At 64.7% G+C, this 19,587-nt stretch carries 14 protein-coding genes; 9 read left to right on the plus strand and 5 right to left on the minus strand.

Annotated elements, in window-relative coordinates; genetic code table 11:
• Positions 1-426, plus strand: a 426-nt coding sequence (locus EO156_RS07590) for an integrase core domain-containing protein (RefSeq protein ID WP_241239504.1), incomplete at its 5' end; no start/stop codon positions are given.
• 283 nt (positions 427-709) lie between these two features.
• Here the strand turns inward: EO156_RS07590 and EO156_RS07595 are convergent.
• Entirely contained in the window at positions 710-976 is a 267-nt protein-coding gene (locus tag EO156_RS07595) for a hypothetical protein (RefSeq protein WP_124632047.1), read from the minus strand.
• A gap of 192 nt (positions 977-1,168) precedes the next feature.
• On the opposite strand from EO156_RS07595, the gene EO156_RS07600 reads away from it, so the two are divergent.
• Both EO156_RS07600 and EO156_RS07605 read left to right on the plus strand, forming a co-directional pair.
• Positions 1,169-3,097, plus strand: a complete 1,929-nt coding sequence (locus tag EO156_RS07600; protein WP_029828411.1) for an alpha-L-fucosidase — start codon at positions 1,169-1,171, stop codon at positions 3,095-3,097.
• Positions 3,098-3,288: 191 nt separating this feature from the next.
• Positions 3,289-3,618 (plus strand): hypothetical protein, encoded by a 330-nt coding sequence (locus EO156_RS07605; RefSeq protein ID WP_003488253.1) that lies wholly within the window; start codon positions 3,289-3,291, stop codon positions 3,616-3,618.
• A 226-nt stretch (positions 3,619-3,844) separates the two neighbouring features.
• Here EO156_RS07605 and galA read toward each other — a convergent pair whose 3' ends face one another.
• The 4 genes from galA to EO156_RS07625 all read right to left on the minus strand — a co-directional run bounded on the left by galA (position 3,845) and on the right by EO156_RS07625 (position 12,403).
• Positions 3,845-6,409, minus strand: coding sequence for a beta-galactosidase GalA (gene galA, locus EO156_RS07610; protein WP_016849589.1), 2,565 nt, complete (start codon positions 6,407-6,409; stop codon positions 3,845-3,847).
• Complete coding sequence (locus EO156_RS07615) at positions 6,406-7,617, minus strand: arabinogalactan endo-1,4-beta-galactosidase (RefSeq protein WP_005921496.1); 1,212 nt, start codon at positions 7,615-7,617, stop codon at positions 6,406-6,408. The genes galA and EO156_RS07615 overlap by 4 nt, the downstream gene beginning before the upstream one ends.
• A 189-nt stretch (positions 7,618-7,806) precedes the next feature.
• On the minus strand, positions 7,807-10,500 hold the full coding sequence (locus EO156_RS07620) for a TonB-dependent receptor (protein ID WP_016849591.1): 2,694 nt from the start codon (positions 10,498-10,500) through the stop codon (positions 7,807-7,809).
• Between the two features lie 517 nt (positions 10,501-11,017).
• On the minus strand, positions 11,018-12,403 hold the full coding sequence (locus tag EO156_RS07625) for a short-chain fatty acyl-CoA regulator family protein (RefSeq protein ID WP_016849592.1): 1,386 nt from the start codon (positions 12,401-12,403) through the stop codon (positions 11,018-11,020).
• Between the two features lie 138 nt (positions 12,404-12,541).
• Here EO156_RS07625 and EO156_RS07630 point away from each other — a divergent pair, with 138 nt between their 5' ends.
• From EO156_RS07630 to EO156_RS07655, 6 genes are all read left to right on the plus strand, one after another.
• Positions 12,542-14,047 carry a CoA-acylating methylmalonate-semialdehyde dehydrogenase gene (locus EO156_RS07630; RefSeq protein WP_016849593.1) on the plus strand — a complete coding sequence of 502 codons (1,506 nt, stop codon included), beginning with the start codon at positions 12,542-12,544 and terminating at the stop codon, positions 14,045-14,047.
• A gap of 10 nt (positions 14,048-14,057) precedes the next feature.
• The gene (locus EO156_RS07635; RefSeq protein WP_011050839.1) at positions 14,058-15,239 is read left to right on the plus strand and encodes an acyl-CoA dehydrogenase family protein; all 1,182 of its coding nucleotides are present in this window, start codon (positions 14,058-14,060) and stop codon (positions 15,237-15,239) included.
• Positions 15,236-16,033, plus strand: coding sequence for an enoyl-CoA hydratase (locus tag EO156_RS07640; protein WP_011050840.1), 798 nt, complete (start codon positions 15,236-15,238; stop codon positions 16,031-16,033). Before EO156_RS07635 ends, EO156_RS07640 begins: the two co-directional genes overlap by 4 nt.
• Entirely contained in the window at positions 16,018-17,220 is a 1,203-nt protein-coding gene (locus EO156_RS07645) for an enoyl-CoA hydratase/isomerase family protein (RefSeq protein ID WP_016849594.1), read from the plus strand. The genes EO156_RS07640 and EO156_RS07645 overlap by 16 nt, the downstream gene beginning before the upstream one ends.
• 154 nt (positions 17,221-17,374) lie before the next feature.
• A complete protein-coding gene (gene mmsB / locus EO156_RS07650; RefSeq protein WP_016849595.1) occupies positions 17,375-18,277 on the plus strand; it encodes a 3-hydroxyisobutyrate dehydrogenase in 903 nt (300 codons plus the stop codon).
• A 219-nt stretch (positions 18,278-18,496) separates the two neighbouring features.
• Complete coding sequence (locus EO156_RS07655) at positions 18,497-19,462, plus strand: cation diffusion facilitator family transporter (protein WP_016849596.1); 966 nt, start codon at positions 18,497-18,499, stop codon at positions 19,460-19,462.
• The last annotated feature ends 125 nt before the right edge of the window (positions 19,463-19,587 follow it).

Here is a 19,587-nt window from a genome sequence, read left to right on the forward strand (position 1 = left end):
GATGACTTCAATCGTGAGGCGCTGCACATCGAGGTTGACACCTCGATTAACTCGCAACGGCTTGTGCGTGTGTTCGAGCAGATCAAACGCGATCATGGCTTGCCGCAGGTGGTGCGCTCGGACAACGGCCCCGAGTTCCTGGGCGAAGCGTTCACCCGCTGGCTCAAGACCAATGGCGTCGCACTACAGTACATCCAGCCGGGAAAGCCAAATCAGAATGCCTTCATCGAGCGCTTCAATCGCACGTTCCGCGAGGAAGTGCTCGACCTGAATCTCTTCGCCTGCCTCGACGATGTGCGCGAAGCCGCCCATTGGTGGATGATCGACTACAACGAAGCAAGATCCCATGATTCGCTCGGCGGAATGACCCCGGTCGAGTACCGCAACAAGTACGCCGAAAGCTCTACCTTTGAAGTGCCTGCTTGACGGGGGAGCTTACGGTTGAGCTTCAGCTTGGTGTAGACCCGCCAGGCGCGGGTCTTGCCCTAGCCCCGCGGCCGCAATGCCCAATCCATCAACAGGCCAAAACCGTGTCCGGGGTTGTCCTTCAGGTGCGCCTCGATTGCGGCGATGAGCGGTCCATCGTCGCGCTGGCGCGGACGGTAATGTCGTGCAGATCGGGATAGCTGCAACACCCGATCAGCTCGACGGGCACTGAAGCCGTGAGCGGTTTGCATGGCCAGACTCAATTCCAGTCGAAGAGCCTGGCTCAACCTTTTCGCGACAGCACGTCCTTGAGCGTGTGTTGATCCAGTGCCAGCTCGGCATACATGCGCTTCATCCGGGCCAACTCGGCTTCCACGTCCTCCAGATGCCGCAACTGCGACACCTCCATGCCGGCATATTTGGACTTCCGGACGTAATAGTGTCGGCTCGCTGATCCCGTGCTTGCGACAGGTCTCGCCGACCTTTGCACCGGCCTCGACCTCTTTGAGGATCCGGACCAGCTGTTTTCGGTGAACTTCGACTTCTTCATGCAAAGCTCCTTGGAATGGAACTCTACTTCCAAGTGGATCGAATTAACGAGGACGCTTCACGCTCTCCAACGCCATCCGCCCCGGGGCCAACCCGCACGCGGTCCTTTGCACAACCGCTTTTGGCTTGGTGGGAGGACGCTTCGCCTTTGGAAAAGCTAAGATCGAAACTTGTGCAAAGTCGGAAGTCGTCAATGATCGATCGTCGTACCTTTCTTGCCACAGGTGTGGTGGCCGCTGCCGCCAGCTTCGGCGCGTCGGCAGCGCGCATTGCGCAGACGCCGCGTGCCAACGGTCCGGCGCCGTGGGGTGCGGTGCCCAGCCGGCGCCAGCTGCGCTGGCATCGGTGGGAGCAATACGCCTTCGTGCATTTTGCGATGAATACCTTCACCGACAAGGAATGGGGCTACGGCGACGAGGATCCGCGCAAATTCGATCCCAGCGATTTTTCAGCCGACCAGATCGTCGCTGCTGCGAAGGCCGGCAATCTGAAAGGGCTGATTTTCACTGCCAAGCATCACGATGGATTCTGCCTTTGGCCGACACGCCTGACCGAGCACTGCATCCGCAATTCGCCCTACAAAAACGGCAAGGGCGACATCGTCGGCGAGATGGCCGCGGCGTGTCGACGCGCCGGCCTGGCCTTCGGCATCTATCTCTCCCCCTGGGATCGCAACCACGCCGAATATGGCCGCCCCGGCTATCTGGACTATTTCCGCAAACAGATCGTCGAACTCTGCACAGGTTACGGCGACCTGTTCGAGTTCTGGTTCGACGGCGCCAATGGCGGCGATGGCTATTACGGTGGGGCGCGCGAATCGCGCAAGATCGATGCGCCTGCGTACTACAACTGGCCGCGGATGATCGAGCTGGTGCATCAGCATCAGCCAATGGCATGTACCTTCGATCCGCTCGGCGCCGATATCCGGTGGGGCGGCAACGAAGATGGCATCGCCGGCGATCCATCCTGGCCGACGATGCCCAATGCGCCGTACACCCAGGAAAACGGCAATTCCGGCGTGCGCGGAGGAGCGCTGTGGTGGCCGGCCGAAACCAATACGTCGATCCGTCCGGGCTGGTTCTATCACGCCGACGAAGACGGCAAGGTGCGGAGCCCGGAGAATCTGGTGCGCTATTTCGACACCTCGGTGGCGCGCGGTACCAACATGAACCTCAATCTGCCGCCCGACCGACGCGGCCGCATCCCCGACCACGACGTGGCGGTGCTGCAGAGTTTCGGCGACGCGATCCGCGCCAGCTTCGCCATCGACCTGGCCAAGGGCGCCAGGGCCAGTGCCAGCGCCTCGCGCGGTGCCGGGTTCGAGCCGGCGCGCGTGCTCGATCGCCAGCCGGACAGCTACTGGTCCACGCCGGACGAGGTCACCACGCCAACGCTGACGCTGGAACTGTCGACGGTGCACAGCTTCGACCTGATCCGGTTGCGGGAGTATCTGCCGCTGGGCGTGCGCGTTACCCGCTTCGCGGTCGAAGCCGAGGTCGATGGGCAATGGCGGCGGCTGGCCGAGGCGCAGTGCATCGGTGCACAGCGGATCGTGCGCCTGGAGCGCCCGATCGCCGCACGCCGGGTGCGCCTGGTCGTGCTCGAGGCGCCGGTCTGCCCGGCGATCAGCGAATTCGCGCTGTTCCGCGCCGTTGCGCCGGTGCCGGTCGCGCGGCCGACGGCGAATGCGCCGGACGTGCTGTCCACCGCCGGCTGGCGCATCGTCGAGGCGAGCGCGCCAGGGGCGGAGACCTTACTCGACGACGATGCCAGCACGATCTGGATCACGCCCGCACCGGCGCCGGGCCATCCCGTGCAGGCGACCATCGACCTCGGCGCGTCGCGTCAGGTTGCTGGGTTCAGTCTCACGCCCTCGCGCGCAGTGATGACCGGTGCGGCGCCGCCGAAGGGCTATCGCGCTGAAACCAGCGAAGATGGCCAACACTGGCAGCCGGCCGGCGCCGGCGAGCTCTCCAACATCGCCTATGCGCTCTCGACCCAGCGGCTGAATTTCCCAGAAGTCCGCCAGATCCGCTATCTGCGGCTGTCGTTCGCGGAAACTGCCGTGCCCGCCGAGCGGCTGGCGATCGCAGGGATCGGTGCGTTCTCGCGCTTGCGATGAGCGCGTGCGCTCCCGCGCGGCCATGCGCCGCGTGGGAGGGGATCGCTAGGTGGAGACAGTTCCGCGCGTTGAATGACATCAAGCGAAGCGATGAAGCGGGAACTGGCCGCATTCGCACCACGTGGTGAACCTGAATCTTCAACCTGCCTTGCACGCCACCGTTCCAGAGGGGGCGCTATGGTGCGCGGCGCATGACGCAAGCGAGTTGGTTGGATATGGAACAGAAACAACACGAGTGGATGCAGGCGGTGACCGAGGCGCTCAGCGATCTGCTGGCCGCGCGCGTGGCCCAGGCCACGCTGCTGGAGGCGATGCTGGTCTCGCATCCGGATCCGGTAATGCTCAGAAAGGCGTGGGATGAATTGTCGTCCCAGCGCATCGCCTATGTGGCGCAGAAGAAAGCCCTGGCCGACGACCCGCGCCCGATGGACGCCCAGACATTGGAGCAGTTCCGCGCCTGGGAAGAAAAGCTCAACCGCTATTTTCCGCGCGACCCGGCTGCCGGAGGTGCGCAGACCTGAAGCTGCCGCTGTCACGCAACCGGTAGGGAGCTGCCCCGTCAAGACTGCCGACGATGGCCTGGCCGTGGCCAAAGCCCGCAAGCGATCTTTCTAGCCGGAATCACCTGCTCGATCATCGCCGTCAGCAAACACACCGATGGATGGCCTTCGACTCGCCTATGGCATCGCGACGCTACCGAGGCCACCACTGGCCCAGGTAACGCAGCACGTTCGGTCGCCGTGCGTTTCAAGCCACCGATGCGCGCGATCGCGTGGGCTCGGCAGGCAGGCGTAGCGTGGACGAGGTCAGCCCAGGCGCGGTGGCCTGCAGCACAATTTCGCCGCTGCTGCGCGTGGTTTGCAGCAGTGCCGCACACAGGCCGTTGAACGCCTTGCGCCGCGGCGCCTTGTCGTCCTCGTGGCTGCTGGGATCGCCATTGCCGACCCCAATCAGCCGTGCGGGTCCGCGTAGCGCGAACTGCACCAGGCTGTCGGCGGTCGGAACCAGGCGGCCTTGTGCATCGAGGATTTCCACCTTCACCACGGCCACATCTTCGGCATCGGCACGCAGCGTGTTGCGATCGCAGCTCAAGCGAATCGCCGCCGGGTTGCCTGTGGTTTCGCGACGCTCGCCGAGTACCAGCTTGCCGCCGCGATAGCCGCGCGCTTCGATCGTGCCGGGCGCATAGACCACGCGCCATTCGACATGGCCGTAGGCCGGCACCTGCTGCAGGCCCTGGCTGACGCCATTGACCAGCAGTTCCACCGCCTCGAGATTGCTATGGCACCAGACCGCGATGCGGCCGTTGTCGTCGGGCTCCAGCAAGCCGTCCCAGTTCCAGTGCGGGAACAGATGCAGTACCGGTTCGCTGGTCCATTGCGCGCGGTAGTACCAGTAATTGTCTTTCGGAAAACCGCAGCTATCGAGTACGCCGAATTGCGAAGCCACATTGGGCCAGCGGTTGTAGGGCGTGGGCTCGCCGCGATAGTCGAAGCCGGTCCAGATGAAGCCGCCGGCAATGTAGGGGCGTTGCGCGACATAGCTCCACCAGGCTTCGGCGGTGCTGGCCCACCAGGGGTGGTCCAGGTCGTAGGCGCGGGTGTAACCGCGTTGGTCATCGCGCCGATAGGTGCCGCGCACCGACACGGTGCTGCCGGTTTCGCTGCCGTAGATCGGGATGTTGGGGTATTGCGCGTGGAAGCCGTCCATCTGGCTGGTGCGGTAGTTGAAGCCGACCACATCCACCACCTGGCCCACGCCATCGCCAAAACCTTTGTCCATCGCGAAGGTCGTGGGGCGGGTGGGATCCAGCTGGCGCACGCGTTGTTGCATGCGGGTCACGATGCGTGCACCGCGCGCGGTCACTTGCTGCGGCTCTTCGTTGCCGAGCGACCACAGGATGACGCTGGGATGATTGCGGCCACGCCGCACCATCGTTTCCAGTTCGCCCATCGCTTCCGGGTCGATGGACATGCGGCGGGTTTCTTCGATCACCAACATGCCGAGGCGGTCGCACAGCGCGAGTAATTCCGGCGTGGCCGGATTGTGCGAACTGCGGTAGGCATTGCAGCCCATCGACTTGAGCTGGCGCAGGCGCCATGCGTGCAAGGCGTCCGGAATGGCGGTACCGACGCCCGCGTGGTCCTGATGATTGTTGGTGCCGTGCAGCTTGAGCGGTGCGCCGTTCAACAGGAAACCGCGTTGTGCATCGAAGGCGATGCTGCGTACGCCGAACGGCGTCACCAGCGCATCGACTGCAGTGCCGTCGCTATGCACGCTGGTAGTCAGGTGGTAGAGCTGCGGGGCGTCGATCGACCACAGCACCGCCTGCCCGAGCGGCAAGGTCTGTTCGACCACCTGCACCTGGCCGGGCGCGACGGTGACCGCTGCGCTGGACGCTTGCGCCACGGTGCGTCCATCCGGTGCGGTGATGCGCGCCTGCACCACGCATCGGCGCGGCGCGCTGCCCTCGTTGCGCACTTCGGTGGAGAGCTGCGCAGTGGCGTTGCCATCCTGCACGGTGCTGCGCACGAACACGCCGTCTTGCGGGATATGGACTGGGTCGGTCTTCTGTAGCCACACGTGCCGGTAGATGCCGGCGCCTTCGTAGAACCAGCCTTCGCCCAGCGTGGCATCCACGCGGATGGCGATGATGTTGGGCTTGCCGTAGTCGAGCACTTCGCTGAGGTCGACTTCGAAGCCGCAGTAGCCGCTCGCGTTGCGGCCGACGATGTGTCCATTGCAGAACACGATGCACTCACGAAACACGCCATCGAACACCAGGCTGATGCGCTTGCCCAGGTCGCTGGCCGGAATCTGAAGCGTGCGCCGATACCAGCCCACGCTGTTCTCCGGGAAACTCGTGCCCAGCGGCTTGTAACCGTGCGCAGCGGCCGGGTCTTCCTCGGTGATGGAGGCCGAGATGGGCTCCTGCCGAAACGGCAGGCCGACGGCCCAGTCGTGCGGCAGATCCACCTGCTGCCAGGCACTGTCGTCGAACGCCAGTTGCGCGGCGGTCGCGGTGTCCTTGCCGGCCTTGGCGAAGGTGCGTTGGAACGTGCCGAATTCGAAATCGCGCGCCGCATCGCTGCCATGGCCCAGGTGGAAGCGCCAACCGAAGTCGAACAGCAGACGCTCACGCGGTGCCAGCGCTGCGTCGCCTAGTGCCGATGTCGAGACGCTGTTCTTGGCTGCAGGTGCAGCCGTCGCGCCAGCCGACGCCACTGTGCCGGCTGCGCCCACCGGCAGTGCGGCGCTCACCCCACTGGCAAGCATGCCGCGCAGCAACTCGCGCCGATTGATGCCGCTCATGGCTGCGTCCTTTTTTCGGCCTCTGCAGGGACGTGCTGGCTGTCCGCATGACGCTTGCGCGCGTCAGCTTTGATCGCTGCAGGCACACCGGTATACGGGTGGCGCATGAAGTCGATCGCCGGCAGCACCTCGTTGCCGTGCTTGAAGTCGAAGAAGCTGGCGTTTTCCCACGACGAGCCGGTACCCCAGCGCGTTTTGCAACGGCTGCTGGTCCATGCCGGCTCCCAATACACCACGCCGGCACCGCCGGTATCGATCACCAGCTGGGTGAGGTCTACCATGTAGCGTGCCTGGCCTTGCGGCGTGGCCGGGTACCCGGGAATCAGCGAGTCTTCGCCGAGCAGATTGTGCGAGGTGTCGCCGGAATCCAGCGTCCACGGATACGCGGTTTCCACCACCACCACATCGGCATCGTAGCGGCCGCGCAGACGCCTGATGGTCTTGCCCAGCTCGGCCATCGATTGCGTGGACCATTTGCGGTAATAGCTGATGCCGATCAGATCGAAATCGGTGACGCCGGCCTTGGTGGCGTCGGCGAACCACGGCTCCACATTTTCCGGCTGGGCGATATGCAGCATCACCCTTGGTTTGATCGCCGAGCGTGCGGCCATGTCGCGCACCGCCTTGATGCCGGCGTTGAACAGCTTGGCGTTGCGCTGCCAATCGATGGGGCGCTTCTTGTCCCAGGGCGTGCTGTCCATCAGGTCGGAATTACTTTCGTTGCCCACTTGCACCAGCTCGGGCATCAAACCGGCGCGGTCGAGTGCGCTGAGCGTGTCGTAGGTGAAGCCATACAGCGTGCGCGCCAACTCGTCGGTGTCGGTGATGCTGGCCCAGGCCTTGGGGATCAATTGCTTTTCGCCGTCGGCCCAATCGTCGGAGTAGTGCAGATCTAACAAGACCTGCATGCCTTGCGCGCGTGCACGTGCAATGGTTTTCTTCACGTCGGACAGGTCGCTGTACTTGGTCCAGCGCGCATCGTTCCATAAGCGTACGCGCACCAGATTGGCGCCGTGGGCGTGGAAGAGTTCGAATGGATCGGTGACCACGCCGTTCTGGCGGTATTGCACGCCGCATTCTTCCATCTCGTTGACGTAGGACAGGTCCGCGCCGAGATATAACGCGGCGGGAGCCGGGGCGGCGTGTGCGAAGGTGGAAATGGCCAGCGCCAGGAGCGCGGGCGTCCAGAGACGGCGTGGTGAGCGCATGCAATTCCTCGACAGGGACAACGTGGAGCGGGTGACAGCATGCCGCAGGCGGCCGTGCTGCTGCGCGGCCGCTGTGCAGAATCCAAACGTGGCTTGCAGATTGGATTCCACACGGCGGCTGCGGTGTTATGCAGGTGTGCAGCGATCAGATCGGCTGCGCAGCAGCATGTGCAGCCGATCGAGCAATGCCTAGAACTTGTAGGTTGCTTCCAACTGGTAACGACGACCGAATACCTGGTAGCCGCCATCGTCCTGATTGGCCAGGCGATTGGGCTTGTTGTCGGTGTAGGCGCGCAGCGGCTCGTTGGTGAGATTGCTCGCCTGGAAGCGGAAGCCGAGCTGCTTGCTGTACTGCCAGTTCAGGCTCAGATCCACCGTGCCTTCGCTCTGCAGGCGCGCCAGCCGCGCGGCATTCCAGCCGTACACCACCGTGTAGGGGCTGTGGTACTTGTAGCCCACGCGCGCTTCGAAGGTGCCGCTGCTGTACCACAGGTCGAAGGTGCCGGTCTTGCGTGCCAGCCCGCTCAACGGCAGCGGGTTGTCTTCCGGCGAGAATTCCTTGAGGTTGGAATCCACCAGCGAATAGTTCGAGTAGACGCCGAAGTTTTCCATGTGCGGGATGAAGTAGAACGGCGTCTGGAAGGTGAGCTCCACGCCATTGATGTAGCCGCCACCGCCATTGAACGGCGCGCTGACCAGGTAATCCAGGCCGTTGATCACTTCGCGGTCGGTGCGGTAGCCGATGCTCGAATCCACTTCCTTGCGATACACGGCCAGGGCGGCGAGCGCTTCGGTATGGAAGTACCACTCGTAAGAGACATCGACCTGGGTGGCCTTGAACGGGTCCAGCTGCGGGTTGCCGCCGCTGCCGGTGAGCTGGCCAACGGTCACGCTGGGGTCGTCCAGACGGCGGCCGGTGCGCAGTTCGTCCAGCGGCGGACGCGCGATGACCTTGGCCACCGCAAAGCGCAGGATGCGCTGGTCGTCGATCAGGAAATTGAGCGTGGCGCTGGGTAGCACGTCGGTGTATTCCTTGCTGCCGGTGCTGGGCTGGATGGTGCTGCCGACCGAATCGAAACCCTCGCTGGTGGTCTTGGTGTTGACCAGGCGCACGCCGACATTACCGGTGACATCGGTGCCGAACAGCTGCGAGCTGAAGACCGCTTTTGCGAAGGCTTCGCGCACGTCTTCCTTGACGTTCCAATGGTCGAGCAGTTGTTCGTCGAGCGTGCTCGGGTCGAACCCGCCAAAGCCGATGCGTGCGATCTCGGCCATGTTGCCGCCGGTCAGCGTGGGCACGTTCAAGTCGGGCATGGTGACCGGGTAGATCAGGTCCTGATACGCCGAGATCGGCTGATCGTAGCCGGACTGGTTGCTGAGGAAGCGGCGGTTCTGTTTTTCGCGACGCGCGGCGCGTGCGCCGAGTTCCAGCGACGTGAACGGGCCGGCATCCACGGCGCGGCTGGCATTGAGTGCCAGCGCAGCGATCTTGTCGCGCAGTGCCTGCGGCTCGGTCTGCCCGGCAATGCCGTATTCGGGCGTGTCCGAGCTGGTGCTGATGGTGGGCGTGACGCTGCGACGGAAATCGAACGAGATGGTGTCCGGGTTGCTGCCGAAACGCACCGCCTGCCAGGTGTTGTCGCGCTTGGCCTGCGAAAACGACAGGTCGCTGCCCAGGGTCCACACATCGCCGCTCCACTTGGCGTTCAAACCGCCGGCGGTGAGTGTCTTGACCTCGTTGTAGTGGCTGACCACGTGGTCGACCTGCAGGTTCGAATTGGCCAGCGTGCCGGCCACCACATCGCCATCGACGATGGTGTAGGACGAGCCCGGCGTGGTGTATGGATTGGTGCTGCCGGAGAAGGTGCTGAAGGCCAGCCCGTTGAACCAGTTCTGCAATTGGTCTTCGTCGATTTCGATGCGCGAATATAGGCCGTCGAACTTCAATTCGAAATTGCCCGAGCGCCACTGCACGGTGCCCATCGCGCCAGTGCGGGTCTGGTCGATCAGCTTGAGCTGGTCGGCCGCGCCCCACGGGGTCGGGTCCACGGTGCCATCGCCATCCACATCGCGGGAGGTGGTGGCATCGGTATAGCCCCAGCTGCCGATCGACGAGCTGGCGTTCTTCTGCTTCTGGTACGTGGCGCCGAAGGCGACCGCCAGGTTGTCGTTGAGCTTGTGCACCCAGCTGGCGCCGAAGCGGCTGCCCCACGGGCTGTAGCCGTCCACATCCTTGGCGTGGTCGTAGAACACCGGGCCGGCGGTGCCGACGAATCCCGGCCCGGTGTAGTCCAGCGGGCTGATGGTGGAGATGTCCACGGTGGCCGCAAGACCGCCGGCGACCAGATCAGCCGACTGGGTCTTGTAGACCTTGACGGTGGAGACGATCTCGGTGGGGAACACTTCCCAGCGCACGGCGCGGTTGGGCTCGGAGGAGGCGATTTCGCGCCCGTTGACGGTGCCCATGGTCATGCGCGGACCCAGGCCGCGCACGGTGGCCAGGCTCTCGTTGCCGCGGTCGCGGGTGCCGTTGACGCCAGGCAGCCGCACCAGCGCCTCGGCCACGGTGACATTGGGCATCTGACCCATGTTGTCCGCGGAGATCACTTCCACGACATGATCGGACATCTGCTTGGCCTGCACCGCCTGATTCAGGCTGGCGCGCTGGCCGATCACGGTGATGTTGTCCAGCGTCACCGGCGTTTGCCCGTTGCCAGCAGCCGGGCTGGCGTCGCCTGCGGGCGGGGCGGCGGGAGCGCTGTCCTGTGCATGCGCGCCGAACGCGGTGGCCAGCACGCAAGCGATGGTGGTGTACAGGATGGCCGGAACTGGCGTGCGGCGCAGGCGCCGACTGGCCGGGTGGCCGCTATGGTGAACAGGCATCGGTTGATCCCTCCCAGGACAAAGTGACCGAATACGGTGGTAGCTGCTGGTGCGGCCAGTCGCATGGAGCGGGACTGGCGCGTCCGCGCGGGTGTGGCCAGTGGTGCTGTGCTGCGTGATCAGTGTTGGTCGTTCGTGTGCGTGACGCCGAAAGCGCGCTGCGTCGCGCTGACGTCCCCCTGTCTTGCATGTGTCCGCTTCAGGGTAGAAGCGCAAGCCATTCCATTCCAATGAAGCATTTTGCGACAGCTATCTCGGCTTGGAATGCTGCGCTGCGGCACTCGCGTTTGCTTGTTCCCTCGGAGGTGAGGGCGTGATGCGGCAGAGGCTGCGGCATTGGGGCCGGTACTTGGCTGACGTGGCCCGATGGGATGGCCCAATGATGTTGCCGCTCTTGTGCGCGGCAGGAGCGCCAGATTGGTCGATGCAATCAGGCCAGGTGCAGTGCGTCCGTCGTTGCGATCGCGGGCCAACGCACGGTCACTCCCGACGACCAGATTCCATTCCCACCAAGCCGCTAACGCGCGCGCGCGGGCAGGCGTGGCAGCGCAGGGAATGCGCGCTGCACGCAGTCGCTGCGCTCGCATGTCAGGCAGCCCGGGCCGATCGGTACCGCATCGTCCACCGCGTTCAGATCCCAACCGCGCGCATACACCAGTTGGTCGGCGTGGCGCAGGTCGCAGCCCATGGCCAGGGCAAACGTCTTGCGCGGGCGGCCATACCCGGGTGGACCGCTGCTGACCTGGCGGGCCAGCCAGAAATAGCGCCGGCCGTCGGGCATGCGCGCGATCTGGGTAAGGATGCGGTCGGGCTGGTTGAACGCCTCATACACGATCCACAGCGGGCAGGCACCGCCGACATGCGAGAAATGGAAATCGGTGGCCGAGTGACGCTTGGACACATTGCCGGCGCGGTCTACCCGCATGAAGAAGATCGGCAAACCGGCTGCCCCCCGCCGCTGCAAGGTGCTGAGGCGGTGACACACCGCTTCGAAGCCCACGTCGAAGCGGTCGGCCAACCATTCGATGTCGTAGCGCGAGGTTTGTGCGCTGTGCAGGAACGCGCTGTACGGCATCACCAGCGCGCCGGCGAAATAGTTCGACAGGCCAATCCGCGAGAGCGCGATGCGCTCGGCGTCCGCGAAACCGGCATCGGCAATGCGCGCGTCCAGCAGCGGCGCGCATTCCAGCAATGCCAGCTGCGCAGCCATCTGGAACGCCTGCTGGCCCGGCCGCAAGTGCGCCGACAGCCACAGCACGCGCGCCTGCGCATCTAAGCTACGCTTGTCGCGATGCAGCTCGGGGGCGTCCTGCACCAGCAGGCCGTGACGCTCGGCCAGCCGTTGACGCAGCCGCAGCGGCAGATTTTCCGGGGTCAATCCAAGTTCGGCGTAAAGCGCTTCGGCGCGCTCGTCGAGTTCGGGCAGATAGTTGTGCGCGCGGTTGAAATAGTCGCGCACCTGCTCGCCGGGCGAGAGCGATGGCATCGCGGCGTGCTCGACCCCGATCTGCAGTTCCAGCGCAGCGTTGCGTTCGAGCAGATGTTGATGGGCGCGGTGCAGATCCAGCAGCGCCTGGGCCACCTGCGGCAGGTTGCCGGTCAGCGCACGCAGTTCGGCCGGCAACAGCGTATGGCCCAGGCTGCGCAGCGACTCGTCCAGTGGCTCCACCAGTGCGGCCGGGTCGTCCAGGTCCAGCAGGCCGTCCAGCTCGCCCAGCGCGGTCTTGAGCCGCTGCTGGATGGCCAGGGTGAGTGGGCGCTGATTGCGCTCGATCTGATTCAGATAGCTTGGCGACAGTTCGAGCCGGCGCGCCAGTTCGGCCTGGGTCAAGCCATGGCGCTGGCGCAGCCGCAGCAGGCGCAGCCCGAGCTGGTGGCGGAGTTGAGCGTGCGACTGAGGCATTCGCAAGATTTGCAAAATTTTGTTGCCAGCTTAGCGTAATTAAGCAATCGCGGGCTGGGAATGAAAGGTATCGATGCGAACAATGCGAAGAGATGGCCCGCCACGGCCCGATGTCCTTCTTCACTAGCGAGCCCTGCAATGAGCGAATCCGTCCCCCGCGTCTCCCTGTTGATCGATGGCGAGTTGGTGCTGTCCGCCAGCACGCAGTGGCAGGATGTGGTCAACCCGGCCGACCAATCGGTGCTGGCCCAGGTGCCGTTCGCCACCACCGCCGAAGTGGATGCCGCGGTGGCGGCGGCCAGCCGCGCCTTCGTGACCTGGCGCAAGGCGCCGATTGGCACCCGGGCGCGTATTTTTCTCAAATACCAGCAGCTTATCCGGGAAAACATGCCAGAACTGGCTGCGCTGCTCAGCGCCGAGCAGGGCAAGACCCTGGCCGATGCCGAAGGCGATGTGTTCCGTGGTCTGGAAGTGGTGGAGCACGCCGCGGCGATCGGCAATCTGCAACTGGGCGAGCTGGCCAACAACGTCGCCAATGGCGTGGACACCTATAGCCTGCTGCAGCCGTTGGGCGTGTGCGCGGGCATCACCCCGTTCAACTTCCCGGCAATGATTCCGTTATGGATGTTCCCGATGGCGATCGCCACCGGCAACACCTTCGTGCTCAAGCCCTCCGAGCAAGATCCGATGGTGACCATGCGCTTGGTCGAACTTGCCCTGGAAGCCGGCATTCCCAAGGGCGTGCTCAACGTCGTGCACGGCGGCGAAGAAGTGGTCAATGCGCTGTGCGATCACCCCGACATCAGGGCGTTGTCGTTTGTCGGTTCCACCAAGGTGGGCACGCACGTTTATCGACGTGCCTCGCTCGCCGGCAAACGCGTGCAATGCATGATGGGCGCCAAGAATCACGCCGTGGTATTGCCCGACGCCAATCGCGAGCAGACGCTCAATGCGATGGTCGGCGCCGCGTTCGGTGCCGCCGGGCAGCGCTGCATGGCCGCCTCCACGCTGGTCTTGGTTGGTGAATCGCGCGCGTGGATTCCGGAGTTGGTAGCCAAGGCCAAGAGCCTGAAAATCGGCGCAGGTAACGCCCCGGGCACCGAGGTCGGTCCGCTGATTTCCTGCGCCGCGCGCGAGCGGGTAGAAGGCTTGATTGCCTCCGGCGTGCAGCAGGGCGCCACCTTGGAACTGGATGGTCGCGCACCACAGGTGCCGGGTTTCGAGCAGGGCAATTTTGTCGGCCCGACCATCTTTTCCGGCGTCAAACCCGGCATGCGGATCTACGACGAAGAGATCTTCGGGCCGGTGCTGGTGATCCTGGAAGCCGCCACGCTGGACGAGGCCATTGCCTTGGTCAACGCCAACCCCAACGGTAATGGCACGGCGCTGTTCACCCAATCCGGCGCGGCTGCGCGGCGTTTCCAGGAAGACATCGACGTGGGTCAGGTCGGCATCAACGTGCCGATTCCGGTGCCGGTGCCGCTGTTCTCCTTTACCGGCTCGCGCGCTTCCAAGCTCGGCGACCTGGGTCCGTACGGCAAGCAGGTGGTGATGTTCTACACCCAGACCAAGACCGTGACCGCGCGCTGGTTCGACGATCAGACGCTGGGCCATGGCGTCAACACCACCATTTCCCTCAAGTGACCCGATCGCCATGAATGCAGCCATCCAGCTCCATCCCAATACAGCCGATTTGAACGACGAGCAGGAAGCCTTCCGCGCCGCCGCCCGCGACTTCGCCGACAAGCAACTCGCCCCGCACGCAGCGCAGTGGGACGCAGAAGGTCACTTCCCGCGCGAGGCCATCGCCAAGGCCGCCGAACTCGGCTTTTGCGGTCTTTACACCGATGAAGGCGTCGGCGGCCTGGGCATGCGCCGGCTCGATGCGGCAGTGGTGTTCGAAGAACTCGCCACGGTGGATCCGTCCACCTCCGCCTTCATCAGCATCCACAACATGGCTACCTGGTTGATCGCCAGCTATGGCACAGACGCGGTGCGCGCGCAGTGGGGCCAGGCGATGACCAGCGGCGCCAAGCTGGGCTCGTACTGCCTGACCGAACCGGGCAGCGGCTCGGATGCGGCATCGCTGAAATCGCGCGCGCAGCGCGACGGCGACAGCTATGTGCTCAACGGCAGCAAGGCCTTCATCTCCGGCGCCGGCGCAACCGACGTGCTGGTGGTGATGGCACGCACCGGCGAAGACGGTGCACGTGGCATCAGCGCCTTCGTGGTGCCGGCCGATGCGCCTGGCATCAGCTACGGTCGCAAGGAAGAGAAGATGGGCTGGAACAGCCAGCCTACGCGCGGTGTGAGCTTCGAAAACGTGCGTGTTCCGGCCGAGAACCTGCTGGGCAAGGAAGGCGAAGGCTTCAAGATGGCGATGAAGGCGCTGGATGGTGGCCGCATCAATATCGCCGCGTGTTCGTTGGGCGCCGCGCAAGGCGCGCTGGATGCCGCGCGTCGCTACATGGGCGAGCGTCGCCAGTTCGGCAAGAAACTGGCCGATTTCCAGGCGCTGCAGTTCAAGCTGGCCGACATGGCCACGCAGCTGGTGGCCGCGCGGCAGATGGTGCACACCGCCGCGCGCAAGCTCGATGCCGGCAGCCACGATGCCACCGTGTGGTGTGCGATGGCCAAGCGCTTCGCCACCGATGCCGGTTTTGCCATCTGCGACGATGCCTTGCAGATCCATGGCGGCTACGGCTATATCCGCGAATACCCGATCGAGCGTTTGCTGCGCGACAGCCGCGTGCACCGCATTCTGGAAGGCACCAACGAGGTGATGCGCATGATCGTGGCGCGTCACCTGCTCAATGGCGAGGAGCAATTGCGATGAGCGATTGGGAAGGACGCCTCCATACCGGTCTGCAGGTCGAGCGCGATGGGCACGTCGCCATCGTGACCTTGAGCAACCCGCCGGCCAACACCTGGACCGTGCACAGCCTGGCGGCCCTGCGCGACTTGGTGCGCGCGCTGGATGCAGATCGCAGCATCTACGCGCTGGTGATCACCGGCGAAGGCGAGAAGTTCTTCAGCGCCGGTGCCGATCTCAAACAGTTCGCCGATGGCGACAAGGCCAATGCACGTGGGGCTGCGCGCCGGTTCGGCGAAGCGTTCGAAGCCTTGAGTGCATTTCGTGGCGTGTCGATTGCCGCAATCAACGGCTATGCGATGGGGGGCGGGCTGGAATGCGCATTGGCGTGCGATCTGCGCATCGCAGAGCAGCACGCACAGCTCGCATTGCCTGAAGCCAGCGTTGGCTTGCTGCCGTGTGCCGGCGGCACCCAGAATCTGCCGCGCCTGGTCGGCGAGGGCTGGGCCAAGCGCATGATCCTGTTGGGCGAGCGTATCGATGCGGCAACCGCGCAGCGCATCGGTTTGGTGGAAGAGGTGGTCGGCAAGGGCGAGTCGCGCGCGCTGGCGGTTGCCTGGGCGCAGCGTGCCGGTAAACAGAGCCCGGTCAGTGTGGCGGCGTGCAAGCAGCTGGTGCAGTCCACGCGCCATGGCACCCACGCAGCGGCATTGATTGCCGAGCGCGAAGCCTTCGTGGATCTGTTCGAGCACGCCGATCAGGCCGAAGGCGTGGCCGCATTTCTGGACAAGCGCGCGCCGCAGTGGAGCAACCGCTGATGGCGCAGGTCAGCGCAACCGACGAGGCACCGGTGCTGTTCGAGCAGCGTGCGTGCGCCGATGGGCACCGTATCGGCATCGCTACCTTGAATGCGCCCAAGACGCTCAATGGCCTGTCGTTACAGATGACGCGGCTGCTGGATGCGCAGTTACGTGTCTGGGCTGAGGATACGCAGATCGCCTGCGTGGTATTGCGTGGCGCCGGCGACAAAGCGTTCTGCGCTGGTGGCGATCTGCATGGCCTGTACCAGAGCATGCGCGCGCACCGCGATGCAGTGCCCGACGCTGCAGCGCGACGCGCCGCGCCGCAGGCCAACGTGCATGCTGCGGCATTTTTCGAGGAGGAATACCGGCTCGACTACCGCATCCATACCTATCCGAAGCCGCTGCTGTGTTGGGGCCACGGTATCGTGATGGGCGGTGGCATCGGCCTGATGTCCGGCGCTAGCCATCGCGTGGTCACCGAACGCTCGCGCCTTGCCATGCCGGAGATCAGCGTGGGGTTGTTTCCCGATGTGGGGGGCAGCTGGCTGTTACGCCGCGTGCCACAGGGTGCCGGCCTGTTTCTTGCGCTGACCGGTGCGCCGCTGGATGCCAGCGATGCGATGTACGCGGGGCTAGCAGATGTGCGCCTGGAGCATGCGCAGTACGTAGCGGTGCTGGATGCGCTAAGCGCGCACGCATGGACAGGCAATGCCGACGACGACCGCACCCAGCTCGGCGCATTCCTGCATGGCATCGCGCAACCGACCGAACCGGGCCCGTTGCAGCTCCACGCGCAGTTGATCGAACGCCTGGTATCCAGCGAGTCGCTGGAGCACATCGTCGCTGCAATCATGGCGCTGCAAAGCGAAGACAGCTGGCTGCAGGCCGCACGCGCTACCTTGGCGGCCGGTGCTCCTGGATCGGCGCGCCTGGCCTGGGAGCTGTATCGCCATCGGGGCACCACGACGCTGGCCGACACCTTTCGGACCGAATACGTGGTCGCATTGCATGTGGCGGCGCACGGCGATTTTGCCGAAGGCATCAGCGCGCTGTTGATCGATAAGGATCGTCAACCGCGTTGGGAGCCTGGATCGCTGGAAGAAGCCGATGCGCAGTGGGCCGCAGACTTCTTTGTCGCGCCCTGGTCGCCTGCATCGCATCCGCTTGCCGATCTGGGGGCAGACGAGTTGGGTGTGCATTGAGTGGCTGGCAACTTGCGAAGTACGTTCGGCTCACGCCGGATTGCAGCGCGGTTGCCATGTCGCACCTGCGTCGTCGCAGCTGAAAACCGGCGGTGGCTCCGCGCGCGCCAGCAATCGGTGATGATCCCGGCCATCTATTGAAGATGGTCCTATTTTGGAAACCGACACCATGAGCAAGATCGCTTTTATCGGCCTGGGCAATATGGGCGGGCCAATGGCTGCCAATCTGATCAAGGCCGGGCATCAGCTGCGGGTATTCGATCTCGCACCGGCTGCCCTGGATGCTGCCTCGGCGGCTGGCGCGCATGCTGCCAGCGCCGCGCAGGACACGCTGGCCGATGCCGAGGTCGTGATCTCGATGCTGCCTGCAAGCCGCCACGTCGAAGGTGTGTACCTGGGCGAATCCGGCATCCTGGCGCAGATCCCGGATGGTGCCCTGGTCATCGACTGCAGCACCATCGCGCCGGTGTCTGCGCGCAGGGTGGCCGATGCGGCCAAGGCGCGTGGCCTGACGATGCTCGACGCCCCGGTCTCCGGTGGCACGGCCGGGGCTGCAGCCGGCACGCTGACCTTCATCGTCGGCGGCGCTGCCGATGCGCTGGAGCGCGCGCGCCCGGTGCTGCGGGCCATGGGCAAGAACATCTTCCATGTCGGCGACAACGGGGCAGGGCAGGTCGCCAAGCTATGCAACAACATGGCCCTGGGCGTGATCATGGCCGCCACCGGGGAAGCGCTGGCGCTTGGCGTCGCGCAGGGCCTGGACCCTGCGGTGCTGTCGCAGATGATGGCGGTCAGTACCGGGCGCAGTTGGGCCACCGAGGTGTGCAACCCGTGGCCAGGCGTGCTGCCCAATGCGCCGGCGTCGCGTGGGTATAGCGGCGGCTTCGGCAACGACCTGATGCTCAAGGATCTGGGCCTGGTTGCCGAATCGGCGGTGCAGGCCGGCGTCTCGATTCCGCTCGGTGAGCTGGCGCGCAACTTGTATGCGATGAACAGCCAGGCAGGCAACGGGGCGCTGGATTTTTCCAGCGTGGTCAAGCTGTTCGCCAAGCTCTAACGAGCCACCTGGCTCGCGCCGCGGATTGTTGGAAGGGCGGTGCGGACCAGACATGCTTCCAGGCCGTGACTGCAGGCCTCGCGCCCCGCAGTAGCGCAACCACTGCGCTCTGCGGCCCGCCGCACGGCTCGCGTGATGTGATGTCATTACGCCCAGGTGTAATAGTCTCCGCCATCGCGTGCGCCTAAGGTGCGCGCATTGCAGCAGGCCACGATATCCATGGGACACGACCACAACCACGCACCCAGCGAAATCCGTCACGAAGCGCCCTTGTGGTGGGCACTGGGGCTGACCGCCACCTTCCTGCTGGCAGAGATCGTCGGCGCATTCGTGACCAACAGCCTGGCGCTGCTGTCCGACGCTGCGCATATGGCCACCGACACCGTCGGACTGATGATTGCGCTGGTCGCGGTGCGCCTGAGCCGTCGCCCGGCCGACGCGCGTCGCACCTACGGCTATGTGCGGCTCGAAGCGCTTGGCGCATTGGCCAACGGCGCGCTGCTGTTCGCAGTCGGCGCCTATATCTTGTGGGAAGCCGCGCAGCGCTTTCGCGCACCGCAGGACATCTCTTCCAGCGGCATGCTGTTGATCGCCGGCTTCGGCCTGGTGATCAATCTGATCGCGATGAAGCTGCTGCACGCCGGCAGCGGCGAAAGCCTCAACGTCAAGGGTGCCTATCTGGAGGTGTGGAGCGACATGCTCGGCTCGGTGGCGGTGATCGTCGGTGCCTTGCTGATCCGCTGGACCGGCTGGCAATGGATCGACCCGGTGTTGGCCGTGCTGATCGGCCTGTGGGTATTGCCGCGCACCTGGGTGCTGCTGCGCGAGGCGATCAACGTGTTGCTCGAAGGCGTGCCCAAGGGAATCGAACTGGCCCAGGTGCAGCAGGCGCTGACCAGCCACCCTGGCGTCGAAGACGTGCACGACCTGCATGTGTGGGCATTGGCCTCCCGCACGCCGGCGCTCACCGCGCACATCGTGGTCAACGAGGCCACCGACCGCGACCGTCTGCGTGACGCGCTCGGCGCCCTGTTGCATGAGCGCTTCGATATCGCCCACGTCACCTTGCAGGTGGAAAGTGGCGACTGCGGCACTGAGCCTTGTGGTACATCAAAGCCGGCTGCAGACGCTGGCCATGACGCGCACCATGAGCACGGTCATGCGCACGGGCATTCCCATCATTAACGTCTGGTAGCAGCAGGTCGGCAGGTCATCAAATTAGCGTGGATCGACCGGCACAATCCACGGAAAGGGTCCGGCACTGGCGCAACCTATCTAGCGCAACCTATCTAGATCGACTGCAACTGCCA

This window comes from Xanthomonas sp. DAR33341 (genome assembly GCF_003992815.1).
In the GTDB taxonomy this organism is placed as follows: Bacteria; Pseudomonadota; Gammaproteobacteria; order Xanthomonadales; family Xanthomonadaceae; genus Xanthomonas; species Xanthomonas cissicola.